6 protein-coding genes are annotated in these 6,696 nt (G+C 64.8%); all 6 read left to right on the top strand.

Annotated features, from left to right (window positions below; all coding sequences use genetic code 11):
- Positions 1–68: 68 nt before the first annotated feature.
- The 6 genes from tssH (at position 69) to Y958_RS29790 (ending at position 5,872) form a co-directional block, all read left to right on the top strand.
- Positions 69–2,717 carry a type VI secretion system ATPase TssH gene (tssH, locus tag Y958_RS29765; RefSeq protein WP_088875534.1) on the top strand — a complete coding sequence of 883 codons (2,649 nt, stop codon included), beginning with the start codon at positions 69–71 and terminating at the stop codon, positions 2,715–2,717.
- Positions 2,718–2,862: 145 nt separating this feature from the next.
- Entirely contained in the window at positions 2,863–3,339 is a 477-nt protein-coding gene (locus Y958_RS29770) for an Hcp family type VI secretion system effector (RefSeq protein WP_040848882.1), read from the top strand.
- 144 nt (positions 3,340–3,483) lie between these two features.
- The gene (locus Y958_RS29775; protein ID WP_088875535.1) at positions 3,484–3,972 is read left to right on the top strand and encodes a hypothetical protein; all 489 of its coding nucleotides are present in this window, start codon (positions 3,484–3,486) and stop codon (positions 3,970–3,972) included.
- A 40-nt stretch (positions 3,973–4,012) separates the two neighbouring features.
- Entirely contained in the window at positions 4,013–4,963 is a 951-nt protein-coding gene (locus tag Y958_RS29780) for a hypothetical protein (RefSeq protein ID WP_088875536.1), read from the top strand.
- Entirely contained in the window at positions 4,960–5,397 is a 438-nt protein-coding gene (locus Y958_RS29785; protein ID WP_145619276.1) for a hypothetical protein, read from the top strand. Before Y958_RS29780 ends, Y958_RS29785 begins: the two co-directional genes overlap by 4 nt.
- Before the next feature lie 10 nt (positions 5,398–5,407).
- Positions 5,408–5,872, top strand: coding sequence for a hypothetical protein (locus Y958_RS29790; RefSeq protein ID WP_088875538.1), 465 nt, complete (start codon positions 5,408–5,410; stop codon positions 5,870–5,872).
- Positions 5,873–6,696: the final 824 nt, after the last annotated feature.

Genomic DNA, 6,696 nt, shown 5'->3' on the forward strand with positions numbered 1-6,696 from the left:
GCCATCGGCGGACCTGGGTCGGACGATGGGGGTAGGGGAATACGTCAACCAAAAGCGCGGGTCTTGAAATGGATTCGATAGATCTAAGGACGCTGGTCGATGGGCTGGATGCCACGGCACGGCGGGCGCTTGAAGCCGCCGCGGGCGGTGCCATGGCCAAAACCCACTATGAGATCGAGATCGAGCATTGGCTGCATGCCTTGCTCGACCGGCCGGACACCGGCTTGCGCCAGGCGCTGCCCAAAGTGGGTCTGGGGCCGGAGGCGCTTGAGCGCGCGCTTGAGCGCGGGCTTGCCCGCTGCCGCACCGGCAGCAGCCGCGCCCCGGCCTTCTCGCCGCGCGTCGTGTCGCTGATGCGCGAGGCCTGGTTCCTGGCCACCTTGCGCTTCAAGGCCGGGGCGGTGTCGCCCCTGCACCTGCTGGCGGCCCTGGTGGCCGATGACAAGGGCGCCTTGGCCTTTGGCGATCTGGCCGCCGCGCTGGAAGCCATCGACCCGCAGGCGCTGGACGCCCTGATCGAGACCGAGGTTCCCGAGGGTGCCGCCGCCGATGGCCAGACCCCGCGCAAGCCCGGCGGGCGCACGCCCAACCTGGATGCTTACACCATCGACCTGACGGCGGAGGCGGCCCAGGGCCGCATCGACCCCATCACCGGCCGCGATGCCGAGGTGCGGCAGGTGATTGATATCCTGACCCGTCGCCGCCAGAACAACCCCATCCTGGTGGGCGAGGCCGGCGTGGGCAAGACCGCCGTGGTGGAAAGCCTGGCCCTGCGCATCGCCGCGGGCGAGGTGCCGGCGGCCCTGCGCGAGGTCAGCATCCGCACCCTGGATCTGGGCCTGCTGCAGGCCGGCGCCGGCGTGAAGGGCGAGTTCGAGAACCGCCTGAAGGGCGTGATCGACGAGGTCAAGGGCTCGATCAAGCCCATCATCCTGTTCGTGGACGAGGCGCACACCCTGATCGGTGCCGGCGGCCAGGCGGGGCAGGGTGACGCCGCCAACCTGCTGAAGCCCGATCTGGCCCGTGGCGCGCTGCGCATGGTGGCGGCCACCACCTGGGCGGAATACAAGCGCTATATCGAGCGCGACGCCGCCCTGGTCCGGCGCTTCCAGCCGGTGAAGGTGGACGAGCCGGACGAGGCGACCGCCATCGCCATGATGCGCGGCCTGGTCCCGACGCTGGAGAAGCATCACGGCGTGCGCATCCTGGATGCGGCGGTGCGGGCGGCCGTGCACCTGTCCCACCGCTACATCACCGGGCGCCAGCTTCCCGACAAGTGCGTCAGCGTGCTGGACACGGCCGCTGCCATGGTGGCCATGAGCCAGGCCGGCCGGCCCGAGGCGCTGGACGCCGTGGCCCGGGAGACGGAAGGGCTGGAGGTGGAAAAGGCGTCCCTGCTGCGGGAGGTGGCGCTGGGTGCCGACCATGGCGACGCCATCGCCGCCCTGGACGAACGGCTGGCCGACGCCCAGGTGCGCCAGGCCGACCTGCACCGGCGCTGGACGGAGGAACGCCGCCTGATCGACGAAATCGTCGGCGTCCGGGGCTCGCTGGAAACGGCGCAGGGCGATACCGACGTGGCCGCCCTGCGCGGACGCCACGCCCGTCTGCACCAGGACCTGACGGACTATCAGGGTGAGGAGCCCTTGATGCACCACGACGTCACCGCGCAGGCGGTGGCCGAGGTGGTGGCGCGGTGGACCGGCATTCCCGTGGGCCGCATGCTGTCCAGCGAGATCGAGACGGTGCTGGGCCTGGAAGGGCGCCTGGGCCAGCGGGTGGTGGGCCAGGACGACGCCCTGCACCTGATCGCCGACGTGCTGCACACCGCCCGGGCCGGCATCGCCGACCCGCGCAAGCCGCCGGCCATCTTCCTTCTGGCCGGCCCCAGCGGCGTGGGCAAGACCGAGACCGCCCTGGCGCTGGCCGACATGATGTATGGCGGGGAACAGAGCCTGACCGTCATCAACATGTCGGAGTTCAAGGAGGAGCATAAGGTCTCCCTCCTCATGGGGTCACCGCCCGGCTATGTCGGCTATGGCGAGGGCGGCATCCTGACCGAGGCGGTGCGCCGCCGGCCCTACGGCGTGCTGCTGCTGGATGAGATGGAGAAGGCGCACCCCGGCGTGCAGGACATCTTCTACCAGGTGTTCGACAAGGGCGTGCTGCGCGACGGCGAAGGTCGCGACATCGACTTCCGCAACACCACCATCCTGATGGCGTCCAACGCCGGGTCCGACCTGCTGACGGCCCTGGCCGCCGACCGCGAGACCCTGCCGGATCTGGCCGGCCTGACGGCCGCGCTGCATCCGGAACTGCTGAAGCACTACAAGGCGGCCTTCCTGGGCCGGGTCACGGTGGTGCCCTACCTGCCGCTGACAGCGGAACGCCTGCGCGACATTGTCGGCCTGCAGCTGGGCCGCCTGCGCCAGCGGGTGGAGCAAACCTATGGCGCCGTCCTGTCCGTGTCGCCTGCGGTGATCGAACGGCTGGTGGCCCGGTGCGGCGAAAGCGACGTCGGGGCCCGCGCTATCGACCATGTGCTGTCGCGCAGCCTGATGCCGGCGCTGTCCAAGCGCCTTCTGGAAACCCTGGCCGCCCGGCGCACCGTCGCCGCCGCGACCGTGGATTGGGATGACGAGGCCGGGGATTTCCGGATCGACATCCAAACGGTGCCACTGGCCGAAAGGCCGATGGTGGAGTCCGCGGCGGAATAAGCCGCCAAGGCACCGCCCGGACCCAAGCCGCTTGGGGTCACCCGGCGCACCGTACCTACCGCACCGGCCGCTGGCCGCCCGCCAGTCCGGTGCATCGACGCAAACCCGCGTTCAACCAAAGTCCATGAAGTGAGGAGAACTACGAATGCCCATTTACCTGCAGATCGACGGCATCTCCGGCGACGCCACCCAGCAGAACCATCAGCAGTGGACCGACATCAAGACCCTGCAGTGGGGCGTGACCCGGTCCATGAACACCCTGGCCGGCGCCACCGCCAACCGCGAAGGTTCTGAGCCGTCGGTGCGTGAAGTCGTGCTGACCAAGACCAGCGACAGCTCCTCCGTGAAGCTGTTCTCCCAGGCCTGCAGCGGCCGTTCGGGCGTGACCGCCAAGATCCACATCGTCACCAGCGGCAACCCCGGCGACACCTACATCGAGTTCACCCTGACCAACACCCTGATCTCGTCCTACAACATCTCTGCCTCCAGCGACCGTCCGGAAGAGCAGATCGTGCTGAACTTCACCAAGGTGGAGATGAAGTACACCCCGTACGACAGCCAGCACAACCCGCAGTCCCCGATCATCGCCTCCTACGACCTGGCCACCACCAAGTCGGCTTGATCGATCTCTTGAGCGACCACGCGGGCGGGCAGCCGCCCGCGTGGTTCCAAGCTCCTGATAAGCGCCTGGGATCGCTCGCGCTCGTAACACGGATGGTGAAGCCGCCGTTTCGGCGGTCGCCCAGAGTCGTGGACGGAGAATGAGATGATGTCTGCCCTGGGTGTTCATCGTCGGGGGCGGGATCGAGGGCAAGCGACGCTAAGCACCTGGCATTTTTACTTTCTCGATATCTTGTTTGTAGTCTGCATCTGGTTGATCTGGACGTCCTATCCGGATCTTTTGGTATTTGACGGTGGCGCCGACCACGTCCTCTTTAGCAGATATGTGTTTTGTTTCTTTGCTGGGCCGTTTTTGTATGGCATCCGAATTGCGATGTATGTCGCGATCTTTAGAAAATATAAGAAGCCGATGACTATGGAAATTGGGATCATCCAGATTTCCATCGGCGCTTTTATAACGATCATGGTTCTTGGGATATTTGCCGGAGATCTATGGGCTTCGGCTCACGGATATAAGAAGTGCTTCAAGGTGGCCGATCGTTCCAACGATTACTTATATGTATTGCAAGGAACAGAATGCCAGGAGCCTGGCCTCGGCGAATACCTGCACCCGGAAGACAGTAGGCGGCAGTAGAAGCCGCTTTCGGCGGAAATAGGAGAGTGGGAGAAACGCTATGGCAGTCGTCCTGAACAGTGATTGGGGACCGTTCCGCAATGAGACCGAGGCCACGACCTGCCTGTGCGCCTATGTCGACAAGGTGTGCGGTCCCGGGGTCGGCATTTCCTGGGCCACCAACGGCTATGTCTACCCCCTGCGCGGCCCTACGCGCGATGCCGGCGGCTTTGGTGACATCTTCGTTTTCCAGTGGAGCCACATTCCCGCTCCGCCGCCCAAGCATCAGCCGCCGCCCGACTTCTGGCATCGGGTGAAGGCCTTCATAGAGAGCTGCATGGAAGCGCAGGGCAAGGCCGCCATCGCGCAGAGCGAGGCCGACCTGGCCATGAGCCAGGCCGTGGGACGCGTCTTCAACCGCATGTTTACCTCGCACGGCGATGACGCCCTGGGCGTGGCGCTGGACGTGCTGTGCGTCGCGGCCTCCATCGCGCTCATCCCCACCGGGCTGGGCGTGCTGGGCGTGGCCGGCCTAGTGGGCGGCGCCTTCCTGCTGGTGGCCGACGGTACCGCCTACGGCATGGAGCTGGCCGGCAACGATGAAGGGGCCGAGGCCTTCAAGCAGCACACCGAGAAATACCGCATCATCGCGACGGTCATGACCCTGCCTGACATCGTCGTCGGTGGTCCCAAGGCCATCAAGGAACTGGCGGAGGCGCGGGAACTGTTGCAGGCGGACTTGACGACGGCCCGTTCGGCGGAGACCCTGGCCGCGCGCACCGCCAATGCCTCCCGTGCGGAGCGGTATGCGCAGATTGCGGAGCGTGCTCATTTGCGGTCCCAACTTCGTGCCAAGCAGATCCACGCCGGTATGACGCTGGAGGTTGCCCCCCGCGCCGCTGGCGTCGGCTCCGGCTTCCTTATGATCCGGGAAGAGATCTTGGGTGATGAATCGGCCCTGCATGAAATCGCCCGCCGCCTTCAGGTTCACAGCGTCGCGGTGCACAAATGATGACAGACACCCACTCCGCCCCCGCCTGGCGGCGCCCCTCTCCCGGATATCTCTTCCACCTGGCGCTCGCGGTGGTGGGCATCACTTTCCTGGCCATCGGCCTGGACGGTTCGCTCAAGCTGCGGGCGCAGCTTGATCCGGTGGAAGCGCTGGATGGGGCGGGGCTGGTGGGTTTCCTGTTCAGCTGGGCGCTGGTCTTCGGCTTTCGCCTGATCTTCTGGGGCCGCGTGCCCAGCCAGACCCAGGGCCTGGTTCGCCTGTTGCTCAGCGCCATCTTCGCCGTCGAGGTCGTGGCTACAATCGTGGCCTTGGGCCTGCTGTTCACCCAGCCCGGCGGCGTTGGCGGCAGCGTCCTGGTGACCGTCTTCACCCTAGCGGCCGCCCTCTGCCAGATTTCCACCATCATCTGGCTGCTGCGCTACCGCAAGGAGTGAGGAGGGCGGGATGGGCGTGTCGACGATATCCAGCGCCGCGTCACGTCCCACATGGCGCCGGCCCTCCACCGGTTACTATCTCACGTTGGGCTTGGCGCTGCCAGGCATCGTCTTCGCGGCCACCAGCATTGCCGCGTCCCTACAGATCCGGGCGCATGCCGATCCTTTCGACATTCTCAATCCCGTAGGTCTGCCCGCGCTACTGTTCGTCTGGTTCCTGCTGTACGCCTTCCGCCTGATCTTCTGGGAGAAGGTGCCCCCACAAATGCAGAACCTGGTGCGTACGCTCTTGACGCTGGTGTTATGCGTCGAGGTCTTGGCGGGTCTGGCGGCCTTCATCTTGGTATGGAACCTGCCGACAGAGGACTTGGTGCGCGGGCAATCAGATCTCATCGTCGTGGGCTGGTTCACCACTCTTGCCGTTCTCAGCCAGATCGGCACGGTTACCTGGCTGCTGCGCTACCGCAAGGAATAGCGCGTCACAGCGGGTCATTCTCGCGGATCAGGGACAGTACAGGGTCACGCGCTCCGCGCCATCTTCGTTGCGGATGCGGGCGTCGCTGAAACAGTGGCGCACCAGGGAGAAGCTGCGGCCAGACAGGGCCACGGCGTGGGCATGCGGCCCGCCCCGTCTTACCCTTTTGGGTAGGTGGGCCCGAGTAGCGTCCGATCACCAATGGGTTTCGCTTATGTAAAAGGGAATGGGCACTTCCGCCGTCCCGCGACCCGCGCAGCGGTCTTTTCGGAACGTGCGCGGGAGCGGAAGCCCATCGGCTGGGTGCTTGCGTGGCGCTGGAAACCAAGGCGTGGCGCCACTTTGAGAACAGGCCTGCAGGCCACGCATGGCAAGAGGACGCCCCCTCTCGCCCCACATCCTCCCTTATGTCTATGCAAGGCCTCCCTTGCTGAACCGCATTGCGCTAAGCGTGTGCGATGGCGTCTTGAATAAATTATTCCTCATATTGTTAAAGAACTTATTGGAGAATGCTGCCATAAACTGCTGCACATATATCGGAAAACTGTGCATCTCATGAAAATATCACCAGAGCGTTCATGTTTTACGTCATCAATCTGATGACAGTAACGACGCTATATTTTCCCACATTTGGCGTTTATGTCCCGTAAACAAAGCCCGAAAATATGCCTGATGATTATGAATCTACTATCTTGATGCAAATCTCCAACGAAGGGGTTACTCGGATATTCAGATGTGCTGGGACCGCTGTCCCCTGCGCGCGTCCCGGCGCGTGGGGGTGGCAACCGGCGTAATGCCGGTTTCTGATTTGGGGGAGTGGGCTT

Source organism: Nitrospirillum viridazoti CBAmc, assembly GCF_000730165.1.
In the GTDB taxonomy this organism is placed as follows: domain Bacteria; phylum Pseudomonadota; class Alphaproteobacteria; order Azospirillales; family Azospirillaceae; genus Nitrospirillum; species Nitrospirillum viridazoti.

Coding starts and splice junctions, on each gene's coding strand:
- tssH (WP_088875534.1), top strand. CDS start 69: ATGGATTCGATAGATCTAAGGACGCTGGTCGATGGGCTGGATGCCACG.
- Y958_RS29770 (WP_040848882.1), top strand. CDS start 2,863: ATGCCCATTTACCTGCAGATCGACGGCATCTCCGGCGACGCCACCCAG.
- Y958_RS29775 (WP_088875535.1), top strand. CDS start 3,484: ATGATGTCTGCCCTGGGTGTTCATCGTCGGGGGCGGGATCGAGGGCAA.
- Y958_RS29780 (WP_088875536.1), top strand. CDS start 4,013: ATGGCAGTCGTCCTGAACAGTGATTGGGGACCGTTCCGCAATGAGACC.
- Y958_RS29785 (WP_145619276.1), top strand. CDS start 4,960: ATGATGACAGACACCCACTCCGCCCCCGCCTGGCGGCGCCCCTCTCCC.
- Y958_RS29790 (WP_088875538.1), top strand. CDS start 5,408: ATGGGCGTGTCGACGATATCCAGCGCCGCGTCACGTCCCACATGGCGC.